The following is a 26241-nucleotide window of genomic DNA, read 5'->3' as shown; positions in this document are numbered from 1 at the left end:
CTTCACAGCGGCAATTCGGACGACGCCGGCTCGAGCGCCGCGCGCGGCAACTTCGCGCGCCGCTCGGGCGGCAGCGCCTGCAACGCGCGACGTCCGCGCAGGCCGAGGAAATATTCGCGGATGAACGGATGATCGACGCCCGCCGCCTCTTCGACCGGCGCGGCGACCAGCACCGTGCGGTCCGCCAGCACGGCGACGCGGGTGGACAGCGCGATCATCGTGTCGAGATCGTGCGTGACCATCACCACCGTTAGCCCCAGCGCGCGATGCAGCGCGGAAATCAGTTCGACGAATTCATCGGACGCCTGCGGATCGAGCCCGGCGGTCGGTTCGTCGAGAAACAGCAGTTCGGGTTCGAGCGCGATCGCGCGAGCAATGCCGACCCGCTTGATCATGCCGCCCGACAGCGCCGACGGCATTTTCGACGCATGCTTGCACGGCAGCCCGACCATCTCGAGCTTGAGCATCACGATGTCGCGCAGCAGGTCTTCCGGCACCTTGCCGAGTTCGCGCACCGGCTGCGCGATGTTGTCGAACACCGACAGCGACGAGAACAGCGCGCCGCGCTGGAACAGCATGCCGGAACGGCTGCGCATCAGCAGCGCGGTTTCCGGCGAGATCGTCGCGAGGTTCTCGCCGAACAGCTTGATGGTGCCGGACGAGGGCTTCTCCAACCCGAGAATCTGCCGCACCAGCGTGGTCTTGCCCGAACCCGAGCCGCCGACGATCGACATGATCTCGCCGCGCTTCACATCCAGATTCAGATGCTGATGGACGATGTTGCGGCCATAGCGCTTGGTGATGTCGATCACCTCGATCACCGGTTCGGCGATCGACGGCGCAGGCTGGCCGCGCACGGCCTGGGAGAGTGGCGCGATCATCCGAGCCCCACGTTCTGGAAGAGGATCGCGAACACCGCGTCCGCGAGAATCACGATGGTGATCGAAGTCACCACCGAGGTCGTCGTACCTTCGCCGAGACTCTGCGAATTCGCCTTGATCCGGAAGCCGAAATGACAGCCGACGATCGCGATCAGCATGCCGAACGCGACGCCCTTACCGAGCCCGATCCACAGATTGGCGACCGGCACCACGCCCGGCAACGCGCGCGCGAAGTAACTCATGTCGATGCCGAGCACGATCTTGGCGGCCAGCGCGCCGCCGGTCAGCGCGATGATATTGGTCCACATGACGAGCAGCGGCATCGCCAGGCCGAGCGCGATCACCCGTGGCAGGATCAGCCGCAGACCGTGCGGAATGCCCATCACGCGCATGGCGTCGAGTTCCTCGGTCACGCGCATCACGCCGATCTGCGCGGTGATCGCCGACCCCGAACGCCCCGCCACCAGAATCGCCGACAACACCGGCCCCAATTCGCGAATCACCGACAAGCCGAGAATGTTGACGATGTACTGGTTCGCGCCGAACAGCCGCAGTTGCTGCGCGGACAGATAGCTCAGCACGATGCCGATCAGGAACGCCACCAGCGCCGTGATCGGCAACGCCCTGGCGCCGGCGTTATAGACGTTCGCGGAAATTTCGGTCCACGGCGCGAGCTTCGGCTTGCGCAGGATCGCCAACAGATCGAGCACGACCCGCCCGAGCATGCCGACGCCGCCGTACAGATGTTCGAAGAACGAGAAAATCGACAGGCCCAGCCGCGTGAACGGATCGAGTTTGACCACCGGCTCGGCCGTGTCACGCACGGTGTCGAGCAACGCAATGCGCTCGAAGATGTCGCGCTGCGTGTCGGTGAGCGTGGTGTCGGGCGGCATTTTGTGGCCCCACACGCGCCACAGTGCCTGGCCGCCGACGTGGTCCATCCGGTCGATGCGCGATAGATCCCACTCGCGGATGCCCTCGGCACCGAGCAGCGAGCGCAGAAGCGGAATCACATGGCCGGTAGCCCGGTCGCGGGCAAGCGCGAGCGCCGTCCACTGGCCCGAGAGCCGGACGATCTTGCCCTGGCTGCCGGCCGCGACTTCGAGGCCGGGCGGAGTGTCGTAGTTCAAGGATCGCGAGAATCTGGTTATCGGATTAGGGGCCATTGTAACGAAGGCGCGGCCGATGGGCCTTGCCGGCGGCCCCATTGGGTGCGCTGTCGCTACAATATGAGACATGAACGCTTCCAAAACTCCCCCCCAAGCCGCCGCGACCGATTGGCGCATCGACCGCGAACGCGCCGTCGCGCTGTTCGGGCCGCAGGCGCATGACTGGCCGATCGAAATCGTCGAGGAAACCGGCTCGACCAACGCCGACCTGATGACCCGCGTCAAAGCGCTGCAGCATAGAAGCAATGCGCTGCCGCGGCCGCTCGTGCGGGTCGCGTATCTGCAGACCGCCGGGCGCGGCCGGCGCGGCCGTCCGTGGTATGCGGAGCCGGGCAATGCGCTGCTGTTTTCGGTGGCGTGCGTGCTGCCGCGTCCGCTGGAAGAGCTGGCGGGCTTGAGCCTCGCGGTCGGCGTCGCGCTGGTCGACGGGCTGCGCTCGTTGCCGGTCGCCGGTCCCGGTCAGATCGCGCTGAAATGGCCGAACGATGTGCTGCTGGAAGGCGACAAGCTGGCCGGCATCCTGATCGAGACGGCGTGGAGCACCGACTACGCCAGCGCGGTGGTGATCGGTATCGGCACCAATGTGAAGGGCGCGGACGAACTCGCCGCCAAGGTCGGCGCGCTCAACGCCGACGTGCCGCCGCAGGCGCGCGGCACCGTGCCGACCGCGCTGCAGCGCGCGTTGCCCAACGCCAATCTCACCGACACACTGGCCGCTGAACTGAACGCGCTCGAACCTGCTTTGCAGCGCTTCGGCGCGGAAGGCTTCGCGCCGTTCCAGGCGCGCTGGAACGCGGTGCATGCGTACGCGGGACGCGAAGTCGTGCTGCTGGAACAAGGCCAGGAAATCACGCGCGGCGTGGCGGCGGGCGTCGACGAACGCGGCCAGTTGCTGCTCGACACGCCGACCGGCCGTCAAACGATTTCAACCGGCGACGTCTCGCTGCGTCTCGCCGACGGTGCGGCATGACGAGCGGTGCGCCTTCTCTGCTGATCGACGCGGGCAATAGCCGCATCAAGTGGACGCTGGTGGGACCGGACGGCGCGCCGATCGCAACTGGCGCATTGGCGCATGACGGCGTGGATCAGCCGTGCTGGTCGACTCTGCCGACGCCTGGCGGCGCATGGCTGTCGAATGTCGCGGGCGAAGCGGTGGCAGCGCGGCTCACCGCGTTGCTCGACGCCCATTGGCCGGGTCTGCCGCTCACGACGATCCGCGCCTGCGCCACGCAATGCGGCGTGACCAATAGCTACACCACGCCGCACGCGCTCGGCAGCGACCGCTGGGCCGGCATGATCGGCGCGCACGCGGCGTTTCCCGGCGAACATCTGCTGATCGCGACGTTCGGCACGGCGACCACGCTCGAAGCGTTGCGCGCGGACGGTCACTTTGTCGGCGGTCTGATCGCGCCGGGCTGGACACTGATGATGCGCTCGCTCGGCGAGCACACCGCGCAGTTACCGACGCTCGACGCCAACGCCGCACGCGGCCTGCTCGACGCCGCCGATAGCGCCGCAGCATCCCGCCGTGGCCCGTTCTTCGCGACGGACACGCCGCGCTCGCTGTCCGCCGGTTGCACGCTGGCGCAGGCCGGCCTGATCGAGCGGATGTGGCGTGATCTGCAGGATGAATGGCAGGTGCCGGTGCGCCTCGTGGTCAGCGGCGGCGCCGTGGACGAAGTGGCGAGCGCGCTCAAAGTGCCGCATACTCGCCACGATTCGCTCGTGCTGTCCGGCCTTGCGCTGATAGCCGCCGAGCGCGAAATGGCACGCGGCGTCTGACTGGCGGCCATCGGATCGGAATCACGACGGTTCAACACCTTCTGGACGGGGAAAACCAATAATGCTGCGCTGGCTGATCGCCATCTTGTTTCTTGCCAACCTGCTGGCATTCGTCGCGGTGCGCGGCGTATTCGGCCCGACGCCCACGGCCGGCGGGCGCGAACCTAATCATCTGAATCGCCAGATTCATCAGGAATGGTTGAGGGTGCAACCGGTTACGGCCGCCGAGGCCGCCGATCAGGCGGTGGTGGGCGGCCCGGCGCCGGTGGCGCCGATCGCGGCGTCGGCGTTGCCGCAGTAGCCGTCAGCCCTGCGCGCGGACCTTCTTCAACAGCGCCGTGGTCGAGCGGTCGTGTTCGAACGGAATCGCCAGCGCTTTCCCGCCCCACCCTCGTACGATGGCCGACTCCGGCAACGCGTCCATGTCGTAGTCACCGCCCTTGACGAGCACGTCCGGCCGCAGCGCCGAAATCAGCTCGACCGGCGTCTTCTCGCCGAAGCACACCACGTAATCGACACTCTCCAGCGCGGCCAGCAACGCCATGCGGTCCGACTCGTTGTTGATCGGCCGGTCGTCGCCCTTGCCCAGCATGCGGACCGACGCGTCGCTATTCACGCCGACGATCAGGCACACGCCGAGCGCCTTCGCATCGGCCAGATAAGTCACATGCCCGCGATGCAGGATATCGAACACGCCGTTGGTAAACACCACCGGCGCGTTGAGCGTGGCGCGCAGCGTCACGAGAGCCTCGCGCGTCATCATCTTGCGTTCAAAAGTAGCAGCCATGACGGAATCGGAAAGAGAATAAAGAAGTGCCGTCACGATACACGCTGGACGGCATGAAACAAAACGGCCCGGCAAGCTCTCGCTTGTCGGGCCGTTCCTGAAACCGTAAAACCAGTTTGTGACGCAGGCTGTTAACCCGGCGTGAACCCGCTGACGCGGATCACACGCCTAAGCGCCATCAAGCCGGCTGTTCCGACGACTTCTGCTCTGCCTGCAGCCGCAGGACCACTTCCTTGCGGTAGCGGTTCAGTTCCTGCGCGGTGTTGAACGTGCGTTCGAACAGAATGGACAGGTTGTGCAGAATCCGCTCCACGACCTTCTTTTCCCAGCCGTCGTCGAAACGGATCTGTTCGTCGAGCCAGCGCTCAAGCCATTCCGGATCCGGCAGACGCGACTGAATCGTGTCGCGCGGGAACAGCGCCTGATTCACGTGCAGGTTGGTGGGATGCAGCGGCTTTTCGGTGCGACGCGCCGACGCCATCAGCACACCAATCTTGGCGAACGCAGCACGCGCGATGTCGCCCGTTTGCATCATCGCTTTCTTCATGTAGCGCAGATACGCGCCGCCATGGCGCGCTTCGTCGCGCGAAATGGTTTCGTAGATCTGCTTGATCACCGGCTCGGTGTGCCATTCGGCCGCACGGCGATACCAGTGGTTCAGGCGGATTTCGCCGCAGAAGTGCAGCATCAGCGTTTCGAGCGGCGGCGCCGGATCGAATTCGAAGCGCACCGCGTGCAGTTCTTCTTCGGTCGGGCACAGCTCGGGTTTGAAGCGGCGCAGATATTCCATCAGCACCAGCGAATGCTTCTGTTCTTCGAAGAACCACACGCTCATGAAGGCGGAGAAATCGCTGTCGTGATGGTTGTCACGCAGGAACATTTCCGTGGCGGGCAAGGCCGACCATTCGGTGATCGCGTTCATCTTGATCGTCGCGGCCTGCTCGTCGGTCAATAGCGATGCATCGAACTTGTCCCAGGGAATGTCTTTCTCCATGTCCCATCGAACGGATTCGAGCGATTTATAAAGTTCCGGATAAAGCATGGTGTTCATAGTCCCACCCCTGTTCTGCGCATACTGTGTGTGTCTGCTGCTACGTGTAGCACTCTCGCTGACGACGAACGGATCACGCCGTGCGTCGGCCAACATTCAATTTTACGCGGTAATCAGCCGCCTAGATGCACCGGGCAGCAAAGAAGTCGGGCGTTTGCGCGGGCACGCCCCATCTAAGCTACGCGCTGCGCGGCCAACCGTGGGTGAGGGATACCCTATGCCTGAGGTCGAGCCAGTCTGCGGTGAAACCGCACCGTCCAGCCCTGCGCCGGTCTTACCGGCGGCAAATGAAGCAAGGGCGGCACGATTGGTTGTTTTTGCGCACGCCCAAAAATCAACTAAAAACCAACTAAAGCTTACACAATGATAGCACGCTGACTTTACGGAATTCCCACGTTAGCAGACGCCGCGCCGCCGTCCGCTTGACCTCTCTCAACAAAGCGCGCGATCCGCGGAGTGTGGCGAGGATCGAGGTCAAAACCATGACAGACGGCGAACCGGCCCAGATCGCCAGCGCGCCGCGTGGTCTTTTTGCCGATGACGGGCGGGTCCGCTTCGTCATCCGTCATTCCCGTCTCAGGTCGACTTTTTCGCCGCGCGCGGCGTGGCGCTCGCGCTAGCCGTGCGTTTCGCGGCGGACGGCGCCCGTTTCGCAGCCGGTCGTTTGGCTGCGGGGTCCGCGTCTTGAGGCGACGTTTGCGACGCCTCGGCCGTGGCTTCCGCTGCGGCTCCGCCACCGGTTTCCGCCGATGCGGCTTGAGTAGAATCGCCCGTCGCGGCCGCCGGCTGCGTCATCGCGAACTGGGCGATCTGATTGAACTGCGACTGCAGCAGGTTCCACCATGCGGACGCGTCGAACGGAGGCGTCGACGGCGTTTCCTCGTCGTCGGTACCAGACGGTTCGGCGGCGGCGGACGCAGCCGCGCCACTGGCCGACGCCGTCTGCTGCGGATGCGGCCAGCCCGTCGCCGACGCGGGGCTCGGCGCTGCGGATGCCGCCGGCTGCGCCATCGACGATTGCGCGAACGCGCCGAACGCACGCAACGTCGCAAGCGTGGCGCGCTGCACTTCGAGCGCCTGAATCGCGGATTGCAGCATGCTCAGATTCAGCTTGAGCCATTGCTCGACGGCGCGCATGTCGGTGATGCGTTTGTCGAGTTCTTCCACGTTGGTGAGCGGCGCCATCATGTCGGACATCATCGACAGCGACGGTGCCATGCCCGCGCCCGGCTGCGCGCCGGAGAACGCCGAGCCGAACGGCGACAGCCGCATCATGCCCCACATGCGTTCGAGCATTTCAGCGGGCGGAAAGCCGGGGAAGCCGGGAAACGGCGGCGTGGAATCGGGTGTATCGGTCATGCTTGTCGCCTCGCTGCATAAGTGTAGGAGTGCGCGCCGGCCCGCACGCGTCGAAGTCGATCATACCGTGCGGGGGCGACGCGTCAGGAGCGTTTGGGGACGCGGGCTTGGGTCACCGCACCCCACATCCCCCGCCTTATTTCGCTTCACCGCGCCACGGATCCGCGCCGCCGAAATCCGGCGCGCGCCGCTCACGCAGCGAATTCACGCCTTCGCGCACGTCCGGCCCGGCAAAGCCCATGAATTCCAGCGCCAGCGAGGTATCGAACGCCGGTCCCGCCGACCGCAGCCAGTTGTTCAACGCATACTTGGTCCAGCGAATCGCAGTCTGCGATCCGTTGGCGAGTTTGCGCGCCACCTCGAATGCTTTGGGCAGCAGATCGGCTTCGTCGACGGCGAGCGAGACGAGGCCGATACGCTCCGCCTCTTCGCCGCTCACCGGCTCGCACAGCAGCAGGTAGTACTTGGCCTTCGCCATGCCGCACAGCAGCGGCCAGACGATCGCCGCGTGATCGCCCGCCGCGACGCCCAGCCGCGTATGACCGTCGATAATCCGCGCCGTCTTCGCCGCGATCGAGATATCCGCGAGCAGGCCCGCCACCAGGCCCGCACCGACCGCCGGACCATGCATCGCCGAGACGATCGGCTTGCTGCAATTGATCACGTTGTAGACGAGGTCGCGCGCCTCGCGCCACACCCGCGCGCGCACGTCGAAATCGGTTGCCATGTCTTCGACCAGTTGCAGATCGCCGCCGGCCGAAAAGCCCTTGCCCTCGCCGCGAATGATCACCACGCGCGTCTGCGGATCGCGGTCGATATCGCGCCAGATTTCGGCGAGTTCGTAATGCATCCGCGCGTTGGCGGTGGCGAGGCCGCTTTTGTTGGCGCCCTCGCCGCTCATCACGACTTCGAGCACGCCGTCGGGATGACGCGTCAACTGAAGCGACTGGTAGTGCGCGTAAAACGCGTCGTTGGTGTGTGAGGTCTGAGACATGGTGAGCAATCCGTGACTTGCGTGAGATGCATTCGAAACGCGTTCAACACTGTGTACAACGATTCGCGACGATCGGTTCGGCGCGCGTCCGGCAAGCAGCCGACGCGCGGCCTCTTCTCCTCAACGCGACCGATCAACGCGGCTGATAAACCCACTTCCCATTCATGATCTCGACCATCACGCGAGCCCGCTGATCGAGCCCGAGGTGATCCGTCGCGCTCATGTTGACGACGCCATTGGTATCCGCCAGACCGCGTGTCGCTTCGAGCGCATCGCGCAGCGCGCGCCGGAATTCCGGCGTGCCGGGCGCGCCCGCTTTCAACGCGATCGGCACGGCGTGGTTGAGCAACATGCCGGCGTCCCAGGTGTACGAGCCGAACGCCGACACGCTACCGGGTCCGCGCAGCGCTTCGAAGCGCGCGATGTAATCCAGCGCGAGACGTTTGGCCGGATGATCCGCCGGCAATTGCGCAGCCACCAGCACCGGACTCGCCGGCAGGAACGTACCGTTGCAATCGGCGCCGCACACGCGCAGGAAGTCGTTATTGCCGACTCCATGATTGTGATAGATCAGCCCTTTGTAGCCGCGTTCCCTGAGCGTTTTCGGCGGCAGCGCGGCAGGTGTGCCGGCCGCGCCGACCACCACCGCATCGGGATGCGTCGCGAGGATTTTGAGGACCTGGCCGGTCACGCTCGGATCGGTGCGATTGAAGCGCTCGCTCGCCACCATGTCCATGTGATGCAGTTGCGCGAACTTCGCGACTTCGGCGTAGAAGGTCTCGCCGAGCGCGTCGGCCTGGCCGATGAACGCAATGGTTTTGACGCCGTGCGCGCTGGCGTGCTCGGTGATGGCCGACGCCATCATCGCATCGGTCTGCGGTGTCTTGAAGACCCAGTGGCGTTTCGCATCCACGGGTTCGATGATTTTCGCCGACGACGCCAGCGAGATCATTGGCGTTTCCCCTTCGGCGACCACGTCGATCATGGCGAGCGAATTCGGCGTGATCGAGGAACCGATGATCGCGTCGACGTGATTCTCGGAGATTAGCTTCTTGGTGTCCTGCACGGCCTGGGTGGTGTCGGACGCGTCGTCGAGCACGATGTACTCGACCGACTGACCGCCGATCTGTTTCGGCAGCAACGTGGCCGTGTCGCGTGCGGGAATGCCGAGCGACGCGGCCGGTCCGGTCAGCGACAGCACGAGGCCGATCTTGACCTGCGCGAACGCTGCGCCGGGCAACGCGCCCACGCAGGCAAGCGCGGCGCACAACGCGGTGGCGCGAACAACACGGCCGCCGCGCGACAGATTCACGCGCGCACCCGACGTTTCAATCGTTTCGCTACGCCGGCTTCCAGGTTTGATGGATGCGAATCGCGGCATGCTGTCTCCTCACGTTGGTTTTCGTTTTTGATGTGCTGCCGATGAACGACCGACTAACTGTCTGTTGACCGCTTACGGCTGCATCGCACGCGGCTGGATGGCCGCGAGGCGTCGCTGCGCGGCACCGGCAGCCCGCCACCCCGGGCGCGCCGCCGCGCCAGTCAGTGTAGCCGCGCGCCGGGGCGGCGGCATCGGGCGAAACCCTTTCGAATCCGCTTTTGAAATCGGCCCGTGTCGCGCTGTCGCGGCACGCACACGGTGCACTCCACGCGCGCTACGCTACGCACAAACCCCGCGCATCAATCCAAAGGCGCGATGCCCTGATCGATCGAACCGAAAATCGACTTGCCCGCTTCGTCGAACATTTCGATCTTCACGGTGTCGCCGAACTTCATGAACTCGGTTTGCGGCGCGCCGTGCTCGATCGTTTCCAGGCAGCGCTTTTCGGCGATACAGCAATAGCCGCGCTTCGCGTCCTTGTTCGACACCGTGCCCGAACCCACGATCGCGCCGGCGCGCAGGTTGCGGGTTTTCGCCGCGTGCGCGATCAACTGGCCGAAGTGAAACACCATGTCGGTGCCGGCGTCCGGCTGACCGACTTTCTTGCCGTTCCAATGGACGATCATCGGCCGATGCACGCGACCCTCGCGCCAATGTTCGCCGAGTTCGTCGGGCGTGACCGCGACCGGCGCGAACGAGGTGGCCGGCTTGCTCTGGAAAAAGCCGAAGCCCTTCGCGAGTTCGGCGGGAATCAGGTTGCGCAGTGAGACGTCGTTGACGAGCGTGATCAGGCGCACGTTTCTGAGCGCCTGATCGGGCGTGGCGCCCATCGGCACGTCGGTGGTAATCACGGCGACTTCCGCTTCGAAGTCGATACCGAACGCTTCCGACGCGCACAGCACGTCGTCTTTCGGGCCAATGAAGTCGTCGCTGCCGCCTTGATACATCAACGGATCGGTCCAGAACTCCGGCGGCATCTCCGCGCCGCGCGCGCGCCTCACCAGCTCGACATGGTTCACATACGACGAACCGTCGGCCCACTGGAACGCGCGTGGCAGCGGCGCCATGCAGTCTTTGGCGTCGAACGCAAAGCTGTTGCGCGCGCGGCCCTGATTGAGCGCGTCGTACAGATCCTGCAGTTGCGGCGCGTAGAAGGTCCAGTCGTCGAGCACGCGCTGCATGGTGGGCGCGATCGCGTCGGCAATAGCCGCCGTGTGCAGGTCGCGGGACACGACGATCAGTTGACCGTCGCGCGTGCCGTCCTTCAGCGTGGCAAGTTTCATAGGGGAGTGAGCCGTGTTAGTGACGATAGAAGGAATCTATTCTACGATGGTGAATCGGCGCGGCCCAAGTGGCCGCGACTTTCCTCCTTCTGAACCTCTTCTGAACGCGCTCGTGGCGCCCCGCTCATGCCTCCAACTGCCCGCTCCGGCGCGATCCGTACCGATCACGGCACTGCTGAACCGCTCGATGCCGCCTCCGACGCCACCGATACCGACGACGAAAGCGTCGAGAGTGGCGACAGCGGCGACAGCGGCGAAGAGAAACTGCGCTCGGGCATCCAGTCGATCGAAGTCGGCTTTCGCCTGCTCGACGTGCTGACCCACGAACCCCGCGCGATGATGCTGCGGGACCTCGCGCAGCGCGCCGGCATGAGTCCTGCGAAGGCGCACCGTTATCTGGTGAGTTTTCTGCGCCTGGGCGTCGTGTCGCAAGACCCGCTGTCGGGCCGCTACGAGTTGGGCGGCTTCGCGTTGCAACTCGGGCTCGCACGGCTTGCGCGGGTCGATGGCGTGAAGCTTGCGCGCATAGCGCTCGCCGAACTGCGCGACCGGCTCGATCTGACGGTCGGCATCGCCGTCTGGGGCAATCAGGGGCCGACCATGGTCCACTGGATGGAATCGAGCCATCCGGCGAAGGCGTCGCTGAAACTCGGCGATGTGATGCCACTACTCAGTTCGGCCACCGGCCTGCTGTTCGCCGCGTATCTGCCGGTTAGCAAGACCGCCGCGATGCTCGATCGCGAATTGGCCGACGCGCGCCGCGCCGCGCATCTCGGCGGACCGCGCACCCGCGATGAAGTCGAGCAGACGCTCGCGCAGGTGCGGCAACATCAGGCGGCGCGCGTGGAAGGCATGTTGTTGCCCACCATTCACGCGTTCTGCATGCCGGTGTTCGATTCGACGGGCGACCTCGCGCTTGGTCTGATCGCGTTGGGACATGAAGGCGTGTTCGATATCCGCTGGGGCGGCGAGATCGATCTGGCGCTGCGCGACTGCGCGCAAAAGCTGTCGTATGAGCTGGGTTATAGTGCGACGCCGCGCGACGCGCAGGATTGATGTGACGTGTGTCGCGGCGGCCTGAGCGCTTGCGTGGGCTCGCTTCGTACGCACTTTGAACGCGCTCATGCGCGTGAACTCAAACATTCCCTCATCGCACATCTTTAACCGCCGATGGCTTCATCCTCCGTCACACACCGTTCCGATCGCACCCCGCCTGGCGGACCGCGCGTCGCGTTGCGCGTGGGGCGATGGATCGCGGTGCTGCTGGTCGTGGGGGTGCTGCACTGGATCGCCGCGCAGTGGGTCGAGCGCAACCGCGCGACGCTGAATCCGGCGGACAGCGAGCGTGTCCCCGTGCAGGTCGCGTTGCTGACCCCTGAGCGTATCGAGCGCAATCCGGCCGCCGCCGCGCCGCATGCGCCGGCACCGGCGCCCGCGCAACGGGCCGCTGCGAGCAAGCCGCGCGAACATGTGCTGACCGCGTTGCAACCGGCGAAGCAGGCGCCATCGCCTGCGGCTGCATCGGAGACAGTCGCGAGCGCAACCGCCGCCGCAAGCGCTTCCACTGCAACTAGCGCGAACGCCACCGCTGGAAACCCCACCGGCACAGCCAGCGCCCCCACTGCCGCAAGCGCTCCGCAAGCGGCGCCAGGCGTGAAGTTTTCCGTCCCGCCTTCCGGCGAGCTGCAATACGACACGTTCTACAACGGCGTGCGCAATCAGCCCGGCACGATCCACTGGACCAGCAACGCGCAAAGCTACGAAATGGTGGTGTCGGTGCCGTTGCCTTTCGTCGGCACATTCGTGTATTCGAGCCACGGACGTATCGACGCATTCGGCCTTGCGCCGGATCAATACATCGAAAAGCGCGGCCGCCGCGCGGAAGACATCGCGATCTTCAATCGCAGCGACAAGAAAATCGCCTTCACCCGCACGCCGGCCAGCTTACCGCTGCCTGACGGCGCGCAGGACCGCTTCAGCATGGTGATGCAGCTCGCCAGCCTCGTGCGCGGCGACCCCACCGCTTATAAGCCCGGCGTGACGCGGCAGTTCTTCGTGGTTGACAACGACAGCGGCGAGAACTGGCCCATCGAGACGATCGGCGACGAGACCATCCGCACGGCGCAAGGCTTCATCGACGCGCGTCATTTCAAACGCCTGCCGCGCCACGACGGTGACCTGCGTCGCATCGACGTATGGCTCGCGCCGTCGCTCGGCTGGCTGCCGGCGCGGATCGTTCAGACGGAACCGAACGGCACGCAATTCGAGCTGGTGTGGCGCGGCAAGCTCAACCTCGACAATGCAGATGAAACCTCAAACGCTTCGCCCGGCAACATCGCCGATGGCAGCGTCGCTACGCCTGACAATTCAGCCAACCTGCCGCCTGCTGGCCCTTCGGCAGCAACGCCCGAAGCCGCGCCGTCCCAATCGTTAAGTCCTACCGATCCCGGCAGTCCGCCCGGCATCATCAAACCCTGAAAACCCGGTCTCGAGTAAGGTCTCCAGGAATCGGCGAAACTTCTACGGCATCCCTGACTCGCAACACACTGCTGCAACCATTCGCGCGGATGCTGCGTATATTGTTGAGCCATCAGGTCGAAGCTCCTCGAGGCTGGGCAGCGCGCGTCAATGGATCCTTCCACTGCGATCCCTTCAAGGAGCCCGCATGCAAGTGAACATCAACGGAATCGAGACGCGCTATGTGCTGAGTAATGAGGGCGGCGGCCCGTGGCTGACGTTCATTCATCAGCTCGGTGGCGACCTCTCGGTGTGGGACCAGCTCGCCGGCTATTTCCGCGACGATTACACCGTGCTGCGCTACGACCTGCGCGGCCACGGCAAGACGGCGTTGTCACGTGAGGCTTTCAGCATGGCCGATCTGTCACACGATCTCGCCACTTTGCTCGATGCGCTCGGCGCGCCCACTACGCATGTGGTCGGCATGTCGATGGGCGGCATGATCGCGCAGCAATTCGCGCTCGACCACCCGTCGCGCGTCGATACGCTCACGCTCGCCAATACGTTCGGCGGCACACGTCCCGAAAGCCGCGCACTGTGGGAGCAACGCGCCGCGAGCGTCCGCGAAGGCGGCATGGCGTCGCTCGTACCGTCGACCATGGACCGCTGGCTGACACCTGACTTTCAACGTGAGCACCCCGAAGCTGTCGAACCGATTCGCGAGGTGTTCAGCCATACGTTGTCAGAAGGCTACGCTATGGCGTGCGAGGCGGTGCGCGATTTCGACGTACGCAGTAAGCTGGGAACCATCCGTTGCCCAACATTGACCGTGGCGGGCCGCCACGACACGGGCACGCCGCCTGCTGATACGCAGGCAATTGCAGACGCCATCGAAGGCGCACGTTTCGAACTGCTCGATGCCGCTCATCTCGCACCCATCGAACAATCTCACCGTTTTGCTGCACTGCTTGAAACGTTTCTTGAAAGGCCGGTCTAACCGGTAGGTTCGGAACTTTTACAAGCGTCAATCCGGACCCACCCCTTGAATTCCACCCTCACGCTCCAACCTATGGCGCAGGAATGGCCAGGAGCCAACGGAAATAAGGAGTGTCGCCATGCAAATGATCTACAACAGCCCCAACTATTGCGTCGTTGAGTTTCCGCCGCAGGAAGGTCCGCTGGCCATGAAGTCGGGTGGCTACGAGATCGTGGACAAAAACATGCAGCGGGAGATCTACATTGATGGCGCAATGGCGGCGCGGTTTCGCGAGCACGTGCAGAAGCTGATCGAAGAGGAACCGTCGCTGGACGAGGTCGACGAATTCCTCGGGCAGTTCGACAGTCTGATGCATCAACCGGTGATTCTTCACTAAGCGCAAGCTTCGATTCAACGTTTTTGGCGACCTATCTTCGACCGCGCCGTCCGGCTTAGCAGTCGGCCCACCCGGCGGCCCTTTCAAGGCGGTCAGCAGTTCATGAAGCGGTCCAGCAGGCTTTTGGCTTGTTGGGCCGTTTTCTTTTCCAATGGCGAGATCGCCTGTCCGGCCCGCGCCCGGCGTGTGCGCCCGGCAGCGGCTACAATGACAGGTTTCCCGCCAAACCCGGCGCAAGCCCTTGTCCGCCATGAACCAGCCTGCTCAAACCGCCACGCCAGTCCGCTCCGAAGCCGCCTATACACGCGGTGCGGCGCTGCCCGCGCTGCTCAAGTCGCGCATCCTGATCCTGGACGGCGCAATGGGCACGATGATCCAGCGCTACAAGCTCGACGAAGCCCGTTATCGCGGCGAGCGCTTCAAGGACTACGGTCGCGACATCAAAGGCAACAACGAACTGCTGTCGATCACGCAGCCGCAGATCATCGGCGAGATTCACGAGCAATACCTCGCGGCGGGCGCGGACATCATCGAGACCAACACGTTCGGTGCGACCACGGTGGCCCAGGCTGACTACGGCATGGAAGCGCTGGCCATCGAAATGAATCTCGAATCGGCCAGGCTGGCGCGCGCCGCCTGCAACAAGTATTCGACGCCTGACAAGCCGCGCTTCGTCGCCGGCGCGATCGGACCGACGCCGAAGACCGCGAGCATTTCGCCCGACGTGAACGATCCAGGTGCGCGCAACGTGACCTTCGACGAACTGCGCACAGCCTATTACGAGCAGGCCAAGGCGTTGCTCGACGGCGGCTGCGATCTGTTCCTCGTCGAGACGATCTTCGACACGCTCAACGCGAAGGCCGCGCTGTTCGCGCTGGACGAACTGTTCGAGGACACCGGCGAACGTCTGCCGATCATGATCTCGGGCACGGTCACCGACGCGTCGGGCCGCATTCTGTCGGGGCAAACCGTCGAGGCGTTCTGGAACTCGCTGCGTCACGCGAAGCCGCTCACCTTTGGTTTGAACTGCGCGCTGGGCGCGGCGCTGATGCGCCCGTACATCGCCGAACTGGCGAAGCTGTGCGACACCTATGTGTCGTGCTATCCGAACGCCGGCTTGCCGAATCCGATGAGCGATACGGGCTTCGACGAATTGCCGGCGGATACGTCGGGTTTGTTGAAGGAGTTCGCGCAGGCGGGGTTGGTGAATATCGCGGGCGGGTGCTGTGGGACGACGCCGGAGCATATTGCGGCGATCGCTCAGGCGCTGGCTGAAATCAAGCCGCGCAAATGGCCGACCCAATACCGCGACGCCGCCTGAGTGCGGCGGCCTGAGCTTCGGCCGCCGCTCTTCACTATCGCAGTAGACGCACCTCGCACACACACCTCGCAGACGCACCTCAACCGCACGCAATCGACTCGCACACACGCCATGACCGATCACACCATGCGCCTTTCCGGCCTCGAGCCGTTCAACGTCACGTCCGGCACACTCTTCATCAACGTCGGCGAGCGCACCAACGTGACCGGCTCGAAAGCCTTCGCGCGAATGATCCTGAACGATCAGTTCGACGACGCCGTCGCGGTCGCGCGCCAGCAGGTCGAAAACGGCGCGCAGGTCATTGACGTCAACATGGACGAAGCGATGCTCGATTCGAAAGCGGCCATGGTGCGCTTCATGAATCTGATCGCGTCGGAGCCGGACATTGCGCGCGTGCCGATCATGATCGACTCGTCGAAGTGGGAAGTGATCGAAGCGGGCCTGAAGTGCGTGCAAGGCAAAGCGATCGTCAACTCGATCTCGCTGAAGGAAGGCGAAGAGGCCTTCCGCCACCACGCGAACCTGATTCGCCGCTACGGCGCGGCCGCCGTCGTGATGGCCTTCGACGAACAGGGCCAGGCCGACACCTACGAGCGCAAGACGCAAATCTGCAAGCGCTCGTACGACTTCCTGGTGAACGAAGTCGGCTTCCCGCCGGAAGACATCGTCTTCGATCCGAACATCTTCGCGATCGCCACCGGTATCGAGGAGCACAACAACTACGCGGTCGACTTCATCAACGCGACGCGCTGGATCAAGGAAAACCTGCCGTACGCGAAGGTGAGCGGCGGCGTGTCGAACGTGTCGTTCTCGTTCCGCGGCAACGACCCGGTGCGCGAAGCGATCCACACCGTGTTCCTCTATCACGCGATTCAGGCCGGTATGGATATGGGCATCGTCAACGCGGGTCAGCTCGGCGTGTATGCCGACCTCGATCCGGAGTTGCGCGAACGCGTCGAAGACGTGGTGCTGAACCGCCGTGAAGACGGCACCGACCGGCTGCTCGAAATCGCCGACAAGTTCAAGACCGGCGCCGCGAAGAAAGAAGAGAACCTCGAATGGCGTAACCAGCCGGTGGAGAAGCGCCTCGCGCATGCGCTGGTGCTCGGCATCAACAACTTCATCGTCGAAGACACCGAAGAAGTGCGCGCGAAGATCGCGGCCGCCGGCGGCCGTCCGATCAACGTGATCGAAGGTCCGCTGATGGACGGCATGAACATCGTCGGCGACCTGTTCGGCCAGGGCAAGATGTTCCTGCCGCAAGTCGTCAAGTCGGCGCGCGTGATGAAGCAGGCGGTCGCGCATCTGATCCCGTTCATCGAAGAAGAAAAGCGCCTGCTCGCGGAAGCCGGCGGCGACGTGCGCGCGAAAGGCAAGATCGTCATCGCCACGGTGAAGGGCGACGTGCACGACATCGGCAAGAACATCGTGTCCGTGGTGCTTCAGTGCAATAACTTCGAAGTGGTCAACATGGGCGTGATGGTCTCGTGCAACGACATTCTCGCCAAGGCGAAGGTCGAAGGCGCGGACATCATCGGGCTGTCGGGGCTGATCACGCCGAGCCTCGAAGAAATGGCTTATGTCGCGTCGGAAATGCAGCGCGACGACTACTTCCGCATCAAGAAGATTCCGCTGCTGATCGGCGGCGCGACCACCTCGCGCGTGCACACCGCGGTGAAGATCGCGCCGCATTACGAAGGGCCGGTGGTGTACGTGCCGGACGCGTCGCGCTCGGTGTCGGTGGCGTCGAGCCTGCTGTCCGATGAAGGCGCGGCCAAGTACCTCGAAGACCTGAAGACCGACTACGACCGCATCCGCGTGCAGCACGCCAACCGCAAAGCCACGCCGATGGTCACGCTCGCCGAAGCCCGCGCGAACAAGACCAAGGTGGACTGGGCGAGCTACCAGCCGGTCAAGCCGAAGTTCATCGGTCGCCGTGTGTTCAAGAACTTCGATCTGAGCGAGCTCGCGAATTACATCGACTGGGGGCCGTTCTTCCAGACCTGGGATCTGGCCGGCCCGTATCCCGCGATCCTGAACGACGAGATCGTCGGCGAATCGGCGCGGCGCGTGTTCTCGGACGGCAAGTCGATGCTCTCGCGTCTGATCCAGGGCCGCTGGCTGCAGGCCAACGGCGTGATCGCGCTGCTGCCCGCCAATACGGTGAACGACGACGACATCGAAATCTACACGGACGATTCGCGCTCGGAAGTCGCACTCACCTGGCGTAACCTGCGTCAGCAGAGCGTGCGCCCGGTGGTGGACGGCGTGATGCGGCCGAACCGTTCGCTCGCCGACTTCATCGCGCCGAAGGACTCGGGCGTGGCCGACTACATCGGCATGTTCGCGGTCACGGCGGGTCTGGGCGTCGACGTGAAGGAAAAGCAGTTCGAAAAGGATCACGACGACTACAGCGCGATCATGCTGAAGGCGCTCGCAGACCGCTTCGCCGAAGCCTTCGCCGAAGCGATGCATGCGCGCGTGCGGCGCGATCTGTGGGGCTATGCGAACACTGAAACGCTGTCGAACGACGACCTGATCGCCGAGAAGTATCACGGCATCCGTCCGGCGCCCGGCTATCCGGCCTGCCCGGACCATCTGGTCAAGCGCGACATGTTCGACGTGCTGCAAGCCACCGAAATCGGCATGAGCGTGACCGAATCGCTCGCCATGCTGCCGGCGGCGAGCGTCTCAGGTTTCTATCTCGCGCATCCCGACAGCACCTATTTCTCGGTCGGCAAGATCGGTCAGGACCAGTTGGAGGATTACGCAGTTCGCATGGCGTTGTCGAAAACGGATGCGGAACGCGCTCTGGCGCCTTTGCTGTAAGCCTTTTGCATAGCGTGGCGGGAAACCCACTATATCGGGTCTGAAAGGCTGAATATTTGCGGCAGTGTAATTTTCGGCTTTGTAGACTGAATTGGGTTTACCCAGCCAGACGCGGCCAAAACGCGTCGGCTTATCTAATTGCAATCGTCGACGGAGAGAATCGTATGAAGAAGCTGACGCTGTTGTTGACTGCTGTTTCACTCGCTGTGGGCGCCTCGGCGGCGCTGGCACAGCCCGCCGCTCCGGCGGGTTCGAGCGCGGTTAGCTCGTATTCACCGCCCACCGTGAAGCACGTCAAGAAACCGAAGAAGAAGAAAATGAAGAAGGGTGCGTCGGCTCCCGCGGCCGCCCCGGCGGACGCTGCCAGCCAGTAAGCGCTACACATCAAAGCCGTTGACTCCGGCCTTGAATGACAAAGAGCCCGCTTCGAGCGGGCTCTTTTCATTGGTGCGTCGCAAGGATTCGCACCGCCAACTGCGGCGCGAGATACGCGCCATGACTTCTGCAACGGCTGCGGTGCACATTTGGCCCACGGAGGAGCCGACCACGCCGCCGCGTGGAACTTCACAGACCCCAGACGATATCCGCGTTTTCCTTCTGCGCCGCGCGCAGCATGTCTAGGAACGGATACGCGCGTTGCGCGAGTCCAGGCGGAATCTCGTGATGCTCGTGACCGTCTTCGCCTTCGTGGAAATGGCCGTCGTGTTCGGCGCGTTCCTGCTTGTCGACGTTGATGGCGGCTTCGAGTTTGCCGATAGCCACACCGAGTTCGTCGTGCGTAATGACGCCGCGTTCACCCAGGCGTTTGCCGACGATACCGACCAGATACTGGGCAAGATTCTCCAGCATCATGACGTCTGGCGCGGCGCGGCATTTGAAAGTAATCAGCATGACTGTTCCCTTTTTTGGTTATGTTGGATTGGCGTGCCGGCGGCTCGAAAGCGGCGTCGGCGCGCGTTACGTTGACTCGCCAATCCGGCGCGGCGGCCACGGCCCTTGCTGGGCATCTCATTGAACATATTAGCACCTGCTAAAATCCCTCTGAACGGAAAAGCGCGCCGCCTCTGGCCGCGCACGGCCGGGCACGGTGAACTGGCTCGATTGGTCACCAGGCAGCCGCGCGTTGCCGCTGCCAGCTGCGCCGGTCAACCGCCGCGAGCCGCTGCGCATCATGTCTGACTGCGTTGCAGGCAACGTGCCTGACCGCGCAGTCGTTGCGACCGAATTGCCGCAACGGGCGCCGCGCCGCTTTCCACGCTTCTGACGGACCGGCTGCGCCTGCTGCACGGGCACGGCCAACGCCGCTTCCGCATCACCGGATTGCCTCACTGGACTCGCACAAGCATGCTGCCTGCACACAAACAGACCCTCGAAACCCTGCTCGCCGACACGGTAAAGCAGGTCGCTGAAGCCTCGCAAGGCGCGACCGAAGCCGCTTTCGTGTCGCCCACCATCACGCTGGAACGCCCCAAGGTCGCCGCGCACGGCGACGTCGCGTGCAACGTGGCCATGCAGCTCGCCAAGCCGCTGCGCGCGAATCCGCGCCAGCTCGCACAACAGATCGTCGACGCGCTGCTCGCGCAGCCGCTCGCCCAAGGTCTCGTCGAAGCCGCTGAAGTGGCCGGCCCCGGCTTCATCAACCTGCGTCTGGCCGCCGCCGCGAAGCAGGCGGTGATCGCCGCCGTGTTCGCCGAGCAGGCCGCGTTCGGCCAATCGCAGCGCGACGCCGGCAGGCACGTACTGATCGAATTCGTGTCGGCCAACCCGACCGGCCCGCTGCACGTCGGCCACGGCCGCCAGGCCGCGCTCGGCGACGCGCTGTCGAACGTGCTGGCCTCGCAAGGCTGGGACGTGCACCGCGAGTTCTACTACAACGACGCCGGCATGCAGATCCAGACGCTCGCGCTGTCCACCCAGGCACGCGCGCGCGGCATCGCCCCCGGCGACGCGGGCTGGCCGGCTTCGGCCTACAACGGCGAGTACATCGCCGAAATCGCCAAGGACTATCTGGCCGGCGCCACGGTGGCCGCCAGCGACGGCGAGCCGGTAACCGGCGCGCGCGACGTCGAAGATTTCGAAGCGATCCGCCGTTTCGCGGTGGCGTATCTGCGCCGCGAACAGGACATGGATTTGCTGGCGTTCGGCGTGAAGTTCGACCAGTACTATCTGGAGTCGTCGCTGTACACGGAAGGCCGGGTCGAAAAGACGGTCGAAGCGCTGGTCGCCGCCGGCAAGACCTACGAACAGGAAGGCGCGCTGTGGCTGCGCACCACCGACGACGGCGACGACAAAGACCGCGTGATGCGCAAGACCGACGGCACCTACACGTACTTCGTGCCGGACGTCGCCTATCATGTCGCCAAGTGGGAACGCGGCTTCACCAAGGTCATCAACGTCCAGGGTTCGGACCACCACGGCACGATCGCGCGGGTGCGCGCCGGCTTGCAAGGGTTGGGCATCGGCATTCCGAAGGGCTATCCCGACTACATCCTGCACAAGATGGTCACGGTCATGCGCAACGGCGAAGAGGTGAAGATCTCCAAGCGCGCCGGCAGCTACGTGACGGTGCGCGACCTGATCGAATGGTCGGGCGGCGCGACGCCGGGCTCGGAAACCGCCGTCGACCTGATCGACGAGGAAACGATTCGGCGCGGCCGCGACGCCGTGCGCTTCTTCCTGATCTCGCGCAAGGCGGATACGGAATTCGTGTTCGACATCGACCTCGCGCTGAAGCAGAACGACGAAAACCCCGTGCATTACGTGCAGTACGCACACGCGCGCATCTGCTCGGTGCTCGCCGAATGCAAGGCGCGCTACAACACGGACGAAACCACGCTCGCGTCGGTGGACGTTTCCCCGCTCACCAGCGAACGCGCCATGGCGCTGCTGAACAAGCTCGCCGAATTCCCGGACATGCTGCAGCACGCCGCCGACGAACTCGCACCGCATGCGGTCGCGTTCTATCTGCGCGACCTCGCCGGGGAATTCCACTCGTTCTACAATGACCGGGCCGAGCGCGTGCTGGTTGACGATGCGGCCGAGCGCAATGCCCGCGTCGCGCTGCTCGCGGCCACGCGTCAAGTGCTGGCCAACGGTCTCGCGACGATCGGCGTCTCCGCTCCCGTCAAGATGTAAGTCCTCCGCCGTAACATGCATGCGGCCGTCGTTATAATCGGCGGCCGTTCCAGGATTCTTTTTGCAGGTGATTCATACGATGGCAAAACCACGCCGCACAACAAAGCAATCGAAACAAACCGGGGGCACTTTTCTCGGCATCGTGCTGGGCCTGATCGTCGGCCTTGCGATCGCGGTCGTGGTGGCGCTGTATATCACCCGTGCGCCTACACCGTTCGTCTCGAAGGTGGCGCCGCCCGCGGCGTCCGACTCCAGCGCGAGCCAGGCGCAATACGATCCGAACCGTCCGCTGCAAGGCAAGACGCCGGGCCAGCCGGTGCCGCAAGCCGCGCAGCCGGCGCCGCCGAATACCGCGCCGGGCCAGACCAATTCGCAGACGCAGTCGGGCATGCTGGAAGAGCCGCAGATCGTCGAAGTGCCACCCGCTAACGGCACGAACGCCAACCCGAACGGCACGGCAGTCGCACCGAAGCCCGCGCAGGACAACGGCAACGTCGCGCCCACCGCACCGGCCAAGAAGCCGCAGGCATCCAGCGCACCGGCGCCCAGCACGGCAACCGCCAACGCCAAGCCGGGTTCCGGCGCGACGTCGGCACCGACTCCGGGTGATGCGAACACCGGCTACTTCCTGCAAGTGGGCGCGTACAAGACCTCGGCCGACGCCGAGCAGCAACGCGCGCGTCTCGCGTTCCAAGGCTTCGAATCGAAGGTCACGCAGCGCGATGCGGGCGGTGTGACGTACTATCGCGTGCGGATCGGACCGTTCTCGAAGTTCGAGGACATGAATTCGAGCCGTCAGCGTCTGTCCGACGCAGGCGTCGACACCGCGGTGATCCGTTTCACGAAGCAGTAAGCCAACCATAAACACACGGTGATTTACCGGAACGCGCCGCCGCCGAACCATCGGCGTGCGGCGCGTGTCACAAACACGACGGACGTTTGAAAACGTCCCAACGCCGACAATGAAAAGCGGTGGCGGGCATTTGCGTGGCGCCGCCGCTTTACCGCCTACTCTGGGTCAACACGACATGAAAAAACTGCTGAGCATTCTGTTCCTCTCGCTGGGCCTCGTTGCCGCCACAGCTCAAGCGGCGCCGGCCGCACCGGTGTCCGGCAAGGACTACACCGTGCTGGCCACGCCGCAACCGACCGACGAACCGGCCGGCAAGATCGAAGTCACCGAGTTCTTCTGGTACGGCTGCCCGCACTGCAACGAATTCAACCCGTACCTCGAAGCGTGGGTGAAGAAGCAAGGTCCGGACGTCGTGTTCAAGCGCGTGCCGGTCGCCTTCCGCGACGACTTCGTGCCGCATTCGAAGATGTATCACGCGCTCGACGCACTCGGCCTCGCGCAATCGCTCACGCCGAAGGTCTTCAACGAAATCCACGTCAACAAAGACTATCTGCTGACGCCGGAAGATCAGGCCAAATTCCTTGCGAAGAACGGCGTCGATCCGAAGAAGTACATGGAAGCGTACAACTCGTTCTCGACGCAAAGCGCGTTGCAGAAAGACACGAAGCTGATGAACGACTACAAGATCGACGGCGTGCCGACCTTGGCCATTCAAGGCAAGTATGAAACCGGCCCGGCTCAGACCAACAGCCTGCCGGGCACGATCCAGGTGCTGGATTACCTGGTCGCGCAAATCCGCGCCAAGAAGATGTAAAGACGAGGCGCCGGAATGAGTTCACCGCTGAAGGTTTTCATTACCGGCGCCTCGAGTGGCATCGGCCTCGCCCTCGCTGCCGAATATGCGCAGCGCGGCGCGATTCTCGGCCTGGTCGCCCGTCGCGGCGACGCCCTCGCCGCGTTCCAGCAGTCCCATCCGCAGAATTCGATTGCCGTGTATTCCGTCGACGTGCGCGACGCCGAAGCGCTCGCCGAAGCGGCCGCGCAGTTCATCGCGCAATACGGTCTGCCGGATGTCGTGATCGCCAATGCCGGCATCAGCCGCGGCGCGGTCACCGGACACGGCGATCTGCGCACCTTCCGCGAAGTGATGGACATCAATTACTTCGGCATGGTCGCCACGTTCGAGCCGTTCGCCGCCGCCATGGTCGCCGCAAAGAAAGGCACCCTCGTCGGGATTGCCAGCGTCGCCAGCGTGCGGGGTTTGCCGGGCTCCGGCGCGTATAGCGCGTCGAAGTCGGCGGCGCTCAAGTATCTGGAGGCGTTGCGCGTCGAGATGCGGCCGCAGGGCGTCGGCGTGGTCACCATCGCGCCCGGCTACATTCGCACGCCGATGACCGAGCACAATCCGTACACCATGCCGTTCCTGATGGACGCCGACCGTTTCGCGGTGAAGGTAGCGGACGCGGTTGAACGTCAAACGGCGTTTGCGGTGTTCCCGTGGCAGATGCGTATCGTCGCGATGCTGCTGCATGTCATGCCGCGCTGGCTCTACGACCGCGCGTTCGAACGCGCGCCGCGCAAGCCGCGCGCTGCCACCGAGTAAAACCGATCACCCCGTGCGGCCGATGCATCCGGCGCTGCACGCTTCCACTTCTTCGATAGCGCTTAAGGGCTTCAACTCATAGGCGTCGTTCGTATCACGCTCTCCCGCACCGCGAGCCCTAGCGCAGCGCCCGCCCCATATGGATATGCGGATTAAGTTGTTGTCGCCGCAACCACCCTTCGATAAGCTTTCGCGCAGGCTCACCCGCGCATGGGCGGCATTATCGGCGTCATGCGCCAGCGCCGGAAACGTATCACAATAAAGACGGCGGCCACGCCGGCCACCCTCGTCAACGGAACATAACCACACAACCAGACGCACTGCCTGACTGCGCTTGTTATGGGAGATCCTATGCGCTTCAAACTGCTCGCAGCCGCCGTATTGTTCACGGCGCCCGCGCTCGTGCTCGCCAAACCGCTGACCGTCTGTACCGAGTCGAGCCCTGACGGTTTCGACGTCGTGCAGTTCAATTCGCTCGTCACGACCAATGCGTCGGCCGACGTGATCTTCAACTCGCTGGTCACGTACGACGAGGCCGCGAAAAAAGTGGAACCGTCGCTAGCCGACAAGTGGGACGTGAGCGCCGACGGCCTCACCTATACGTTCCATCTGCGCCCGAACGTGCAGTTCCAGACCACCGACTACTTCAAGCCCACCCGCGCGCTGAATGCCGACGACGTCGTCTTCACGTTCGACCGCATGCTCAACGACAGCAATCCGTGGCACAAGGTGGCGGGCGCGAGCGGCTTCCCGCATGCGCAGTCGATGGGCCTGCCGAAGCTGATCAAGTCGGTCAGCAAGGTCGACGACAACACCGTCAAGTTCGAACTCAACGCGCCGGACGCGACTTTCGTGTCGATCCTGACAATGGGTTTCGCGTCGATCTATTCGGCTGAATACGCCGACCAGTTGCTCAAGGCCGGCAAGCAGGTCGACCTGAACGCGAAGCCGATCGGCACTGGTCCGTTCGAGCTGAAAAGCTACACGAAAGACGCGGTGATCCGTTACGACGTGAACCCGACCTACTGGGGCCCGAAACCGAAGATCGACCGCCTGATCTACGCGATCACGCCGGACGCCACGGTGCGGGCGCAGAAGGTGAAAGCGGGCGAATGCCAGATCGCGCTGTCGCCGAAGCCGCAGGACCTCGCCGACGCGAAGACCGACAAGTCGCTCGCCATCGTGCAGACGCCCGCGTTCATGACGGCGTTCGTCGCGTTGAACACGCAGAAGAAGCCGCTCGACAACCAGAAGGTGCGCGCCGCGCTGAACATGGCATTCGACCGCACCACGTATCTGAAGACCGTGTTCGACAACACCGCGACGGCGGCCGTGAATCCGTATCCGCCGAACACGTGGAGCTACGACAAGGCCGTGAAACCGTGGCCGTACGACCCGGTGAAGGCGAAGAAGCTGCTCGCCGACGCGGGCTATCCGAACGGCTTCGAAACGACGATCTGGGTGCGTCCGAACGGCAGCGTGCTGAACCCGAACCCGAAGGCCGGCGCCGAACTGCTGCAGGCGGACTTCGCGAAGATCGGCGTGAAGGCGGAGGTGAAGGTGATCGAATGGGGCGAGCTGATCAAGCAGGCCAAACAAGGCCAGCATGATTCGCTGTTCATGGGCTGGGCCGGCGACAACGGCGACCCGGACAACTACCTGTCGCCGCTCTTTAGCTGCAATGCGGTGAAGTCGGGGATCAACTTCGCGCGCTTCTGCGATCAGGATCTGGACAAGCTGATCGCCGACGGCAAGTCGACGCCGGATCAGGCCAAGCGAGCGAAAGCGTATGAACAGGCGCAGCAGATCATTCACGATCAGGCGCTGTGGATTCCGCTCGGGTATCCGACCGCGTCGGCGATTACGCGCACGACTGTGAGCGGCTATCACGTGAGTCCGTTTGGACGGCAGAACTTTGGGACAGTGGCGGTGCAGTAAGGCTGCTGGTTTTCAGAGGCGAATAAAAGCAAAGCCCGGTTGCGT

The 26241-nt window shown here is 64.0% G+C and carries 25 protein-coding genes; 15 read left to right on the top strand and 10 right to left on the bottom strand.

The annotated features are described in order from the left end of the window. Positions 1-2: 2 nt before the first annotated feature. Both HWY05_RS18185 and HWY05_RS18180 read right to left on the bottom strand, forming a co-directional pair. The gene (locus tag HWY05_RS18185) at positions 3-881 is read right to left on the bottom strand and encodes an ATP-binding cassette domain-containing protein (protein WP_176059128.1); all 879 of its coding nucleotides are present in this window, start codon (positions 879-881) and stop codon (positions 3-5) included. Further along, positions 878-2011: an ABC transporter permease gene (locus tag HWY05_RS18180; protein ID WP_035553779.1), complete on the bottom strand. Its 1134-nt coding sequence runs from the start codon at positions 2009-2011 to the stop codon at positions 878-880. The genes HWY05_RS18185 and HWY05_RS18180 overlap by 4 nt, the downstream gene beginning before the upstream one ends. 106 nt (positions 2012-2117) lie before the next feature. On the opposite strand from HWY05_RS18180, the gene HWY05_RS18175 reads away from it, so the two are divergent. The 3 genes from HWY05_RS18175 to HWY05_RS18165 all read left to right on the top strand — a co-directional run bounded on the left by HWY05_RS18175 (position 2118) and on the right by HWY05_RS18165 (position 4133). After that, positions 2118-3020, top strand: a complete 903-nt coding sequence (locus tag HWY05_RS18175) for a biotin--[acetyl-CoA-carboxylase] ligase (protein ID WP_176059127.1) — start codon at positions 2118-2120, stop codon at positions 3018-3020. Further along, positions 3017-3832: a type III pantothenate kinase gene (locus HWY05_RS18170; protein WP_035553784.1), complete on the top strand. Its 816-nt coding sequence runs from the start codon at positions 3017-3019 to the stop codon at positions 3830-3832. Before HWY05_RS18175 ends, HWY05_RS18170 begins: the two co-directional genes overlap by 4 nt. A gap of 61 nt (positions 3833-3893) precedes the next feature. Next, positions 3894-4133 carry a hypothetical protein gene (locus HWY05_RS18165; RefSeq protein WP_035553786.1) on the top strand — a complete coding sequence of 80 codons (240 nt, stop codon included), beginning with the start codon at positions 3894-3896 and terminating at the stop codon, positions 4131-4133. Positions 4134-4136: 3 nt separating this feature from the next. Here HWY05_RS18165 and rfaE2 read toward each other — a convergent pair whose 3' ends face one another. The 7 genes from rfaE2 to HWY05_RS18130 form a co-directional block, all read right to left on the bottom strand. Continuing rightward, positions 4137-4619, bottom strand: a complete 483-nt coding sequence (rfaE2, locus tag HWY05_RS18160) for a D-glycero-beta-D-manno-heptose 1-phosphate adenylyltransferase (RefSeq protein ID WP_176059126.1) — start codon at positions 4617-4619, stop codon at positions 4137-4139. Positions 4620-4797: 178 nt separating this feature from the next. After that, on the bottom strand, positions 4798-5670 hold the full coding sequence (locus tag HWY05_RS18155; RefSeq protein ID WP_035553789.1) for a ferritin: 873 nt from the start codon (positions 5668-5670) through the stop codon (positions 4798-4800). Positions 5671-6050: 380 nt separating this feature from the next. Next, a complete protein-coding gene (locus tag HWY05_RS18150) occupies positions 6051-6239 on the bottom strand; it encodes a hypothetical protein (RefSeq protein WP_176059125.1) in 189 nt (62 codons plus the stop codon). Positions 6240-6246: 7 nt separating this feature from the next. Beyond that, a complete protein-coding gene (locus HWY05_RS18145; RefSeq protein WP_035553792.1) occupies positions 6247-7029 on the bottom strand; it encodes a PhaM family polyhydroxyalkanoate granule multifunctional regulatory protein in 783 nt (260 codons plus the stop codon). A 136-nt stretch (positions 7030-7165) separates the two neighbouring features. After that, entirely contained in the window at positions 7166-8023 is an 858-nt protein-coding gene (locus tag HWY05_RS18140; RefSeq protein ID WP_176059124.1) for an enoyl-CoA hydratase/isomerase family protein, read from the bottom strand. A 133-nt stretch (positions 8024-8156) separates the two neighbouring features. Then, positions 8157-9404: an ABC transporter substrate-binding protein gene (locus HWY05_RS18135; protein ID WP_176059123.1), complete on the bottom strand. Its 1248-nt coding sequence runs from the start codon at positions 9402-9404 to the stop codon at positions 8157-8159. Positions 9405-9703: 299 nt separating this feature from the next. After that, the gene (locus tag HWY05_RS18130) at positions 9704-10687 is read right to left on the bottom strand and encodes a fumarylacetoacetate hydrolase family protein (protein ID WP_176059122.1); all 984 of its coding nucleotides are present in this window, start codon (positions 10685-10687) and stop codon (positions 9704-9706) included. A 126-nt stretch (positions 10688-10813) separates the two neighbouring features. Between HWY05_RS18130 and HWY05_RS18125 the strand changes: the two genes are divergently transcribed. The 7 genes from HWY05_RS18125 (at position 10814) to HWY05_RS18095 (ending at position 19041) form a co-directional block, all read left to right on the top strand. Beyond that, the gene (locus tag HWY05_RS18125; protein WP_035553802.1) at positions 10814-11743 is read left to right on the top strand and encodes an IclR family transcriptional regulator; all 930 of its coding nucleotides are present in this window, start codon (positions 10814-10816) and stop codon (positions 11741-11743) included. Between the two features lie 114 nt (positions 11744-11857). Further along, the gene (locus HWY05_RS18120) at positions 11858-13165 is read left to right on the top strand and encodes a DUF3108 domain-containing protein (RefSeq protein WP_176059121.1); all 1308 of its coding nucleotides are present in this window, start codon (positions 11858-11860) and stop codon (positions 13163-13165) included. A 187-nt stretch (positions 13166-13352) separates the two neighbouring features. Continuing rightward, complete coding sequence (locus tag HWY05_RS18115) at positions 13353-14141, top strand: alpha/beta fold hydrolase (protein ID WP_176059120.1); 789 nt, start codon at positions 13353-13355, stop codon at positions 14139-14141. 118 nt (positions 14142-14259) lie between these two features. Further along, positions 14260-14517: a DUF3567 domain-containing protein gene (locus tag HWY05_RS18110; protein ID WP_007179533.1), complete on the top strand. Its 258-nt coding sequence runs from the start codon at positions 14260-14262 to the stop codon at positions 14515-14517. A gap of 250 nt (positions 14518-14767) precedes the next feature. Further along, positions 14768-15838, top strand: a complete 1071-nt coding sequence (locus HWY05_RS18105; RefSeq protein ID WP_176059211.1) for a homocysteine S-methyltransferase family protein — start codon at positions 14768-14770, stop codon at positions 15836-15838. Next, positions 15839-18667: a methionine synthase gene (gene metH, locus HWY05_RS18100; RefSeq protein WP_279614177.1), complete on the top strand. Its 2829-nt coding sequence runs from the start codon at positions 15839-15841 to the stop codon at positions 18665-18667. A gap of 164 nt (positions 18668-18831) precedes the next feature. Beyond that, positions 18832-19041: a hypothetical protein gene (locus HWY05_RS18095; protein ID WP_035553812.1), complete on the top strand. Its 210-nt coding sequence runs from the start codon at positions 18832-18834 to the stop codon at positions 19039-19041. A 190-nt stretch (positions 19042-19231) separates the two neighbouring features. Here the strand turns inward: HWY05_RS18095 and HWY05_RS18090 are convergent, their stop codons facing one another. After that, the gene (locus HWY05_RS18090) at positions 19232-19558 is read right to left on the bottom strand and encodes a DUF1840 domain-containing protein (RefSeq protein WP_035553813.1); all 327 of its coding nucleotides are present in this window, start codon (positions 19556-19558) and stop codon (positions 19232-19234) included. Positions 19559-20011: 453 nt separating this feature from the next. Between HWY05_RS18090 and argS the strand changes: the two genes are divergently transcribed. The 5 genes from argS (at position 20012) to HWY05_RS18065 (ending at position 26196) form a co-directional block, all read left to right on the top strand. After that, complete coding sequence (gene argS, locus HWY05_RS18085) at positions 20012-21802, top strand: arginine--tRNA ligase (protein ID WP_176059118.1); 1791 nt, start codon at positions 20012-20014, stop codon at positions 21800-21802. A 61-nt stretch (positions 21803-21863) separates the two neighbouring features. Further along, the gene (locus HWY05_RS18080; RefSeq protein ID WP_035553815.1) at positions 21864-22655 is read left to right on the top strand and encodes an SPOR domain-containing protein; all 792 of its coding nucleotides are present in this window, start codon (positions 21864-21866) and stop codon (positions 22653-22655) included. A gap of 175 nt (positions 22656-22830) precedes the next feature. Further along, positions 22831-23469 (top strand): thiol:disulfide interchange protein DsbA/DsbL, encoded by a 639-nt coding sequence (locus HWY05_RS18075; RefSeq protein WP_035553817.1) that lies wholly within the window; start codon positions 22831-22833, stop codon positions 23467-23469. Between the two features lie 15 nt (positions 23470-23484). Further along, the gene (locus HWY05_RS18070; protein WP_035553818.1) at positions 23485-24258 is read left to right on the top strand and encodes an SDR family oxidoreductase; all 774 of its coding nucleotides are present in this window, start codon (positions 23485-23487) and stop codon (positions 24256-24258) included. Between the two features lie 351 nt (positions 24259-24609). Next, positions 24610-26196 carry an ABC transporter substrate-binding protein gene (locus tag HWY05_RS18065; protein WP_176059117.1) on the top strand — a complete coding sequence of 529 codons (1587 nt, stop codon included), beginning with the start codon at positions 24610-24612 and terminating at the stop codon, positions 26194-26196. The last annotated feature ends 45 nt before the right edge of the window (positions 26197-26241 follow it).

The organism is Paraburkholderia sp. BCC1876, assembly GCF_902833695.1.
In the GTDB taxonomy this organism is placed as follows: domain Bacteria; phylum Pseudomonadota; class Gammaproteobacteria; order Burkholderiales; family Burkholderiaceae; genus Paraburkholderia.
Note: the sequence above shows the minus strand (reverse complement) of the source record. Positions and strands in the feature narration are given on the sequence as shown.